Origin of the sequence: uncultured Campylobacter sp. (assembly GCF_938030815.1) — a bacterium.
Lineage (GTDB): Bacteria > Campylobacterota > Campylobacteria > Campylobacterales > Campylobacteraceae > Campylobacter_B.
The window spans coordinates 1-1,281 of the sequence record NZ_CALHII010000030.1 but is presented as its reverse complement, the minus strand read 5'-3'; the positions used below and the strand labels follow the sequence as shown (position 1 = coordinate 1,281).

At 47.9% G+C, this 1,281-nt stretch carries 2 protein-coding genes and 1 pseudogene; all 3 read right to left on the bottom strand.

What is annotated here, in order from left to right; all coding sequences use genetic code 11:
• A partial coding sequence (locus Q0277_RS00810; protein ID WP_297994549.1) for an arginyltransferase occupies positions 1–733 on the bottom strand: 733 nt, incomplete at its 3' end.
• A complete protein-coding gene (locus tag Q0277_RS00805) occupies positions 726–1,007 on the bottom strand; it encodes a hypothetical protein (RefSeq protein ID WP_297994545.1) in 282 nt (93 codons plus the stop codon). The genes Q0277_RS00810 and Q0277_RS00805, both read right to left, overlap by 8 nt.
• A gap of 9 nt (positions 1,008–1,016) precedes the next feature.
• Positions 1,017–1,281: pseudogene (locus Q0277_RS00800) on the bottom strand (acetyl-CoA carboxylase biotin carboxylase subunit); the annotation flags it as partial.

Sequence of the window (1,281 nt, the reverse complement as noted above, 5' to 3'; positions counted from 1 at the left end):
ACCTTTGTACGCACCCCTCCCACACGGCGGGAGCGTCAAGCTCTGTGTATGAGTTTAAAATTTCATACGGCTCGTAGCTAAATTTATACGCTAGGCTCGGGCACTGCTCGACCGCGTAGCCCAAATATATCCATCGTAGCCCCAGATCTTGGGCGAACTCGATCTGTTTTAAAAGCGAAAATTTACCCAGACTTAGATGCGGCAGATACGGATCGTAGTAGCAATACACCGAGCTGATGCCGTCATCCACGATATCGATGAGATCGACGCAGATAAGCCGCCCGTCCTCGCCGTAGTAAGAAATTTCTTTGCCGAAGTCGCCGTGGCCCTGGACGTAAATTTCATCATATCGCTCAAAATCGATCTCTTGCAGAGGCCAGCCCTTTTTTAGATGCATATAGTCGTGATAGAGCGCGAAAAGCTCCAAACGCGCATCGTTTAAAAGCGGGCGAGATTGCCACGCATAGGCGGTCGTGCGATTATTTTTATAGACGCGGCGGTGCGATCTGCTAAATTTAAAATTTGAAGCATCGACACGCAAACTTTTACACTCTGCGCAGGCTGCGCAAACGGGCTTTTGAAAATACCTGCCGAAGCGGCGGTAGCCATGCTGCACTAAATTTGAATTATACTCGAAGTCGCAGCCTTTTACGTAGAGATACTCGCTGCGAGCGGCTCTGCCGTCCAGATAGGGGCAGGCAAAATCCAGCGTACAAAATGGAATTTCAATCATTCAGCTTTTTGATATTCGCCGCGTCCACGTATTTTAAAAACTCGTCTTTGAGGCGCTTTTCGCGTGCGGCGATGCTCTCTTTGGCTATGTCGAATTCCTCCGCGTCGCCGTCTAGGACGCCCCCGCTTTGCAGACCCGAATCGTCATCTCTGAAAATATCTTTAAACTCATCGCGATTTGGATTAGGTTTTTTGGGCTTTTTGGGCGCAGAGCTTGCCGCTTTGTCCTTAAGCATATCCTTTTTTATATCTTTTAGGCTATCTAAAAAATCCATAACTCTTTCCTAAATCCGCGCCGATTTGCGCATAGCAGCGATGATAGCTGCGATCGCTTCGTTTTTATTCGGCTGCATATCGTCGATGGTGTTTTCTAAAATTTTGTCTAAATTTTTCTCTACGTAGCTCGTGTCGAAAAAGCCGAGTCGGAATTCGCGCGATTTGCTGATGCTAAGCAAAAACGGAATGATCGTGCGCACCCCCTCGATACGAAACTCCTTTAGCGCGCGCTCTAGTTTATTAACAGCCAGATCGTAGTCGGTGGTTTTGATG

Coding starts and splice junctions, on each gene's coding strand:
- Q0277_RS00805 (WP_297994545.1), bottom strand. CDS start 1,007: ATGGATTTTTTAGATAGCCTAAAAGATATAAAAAAGGATATGCTTAAG.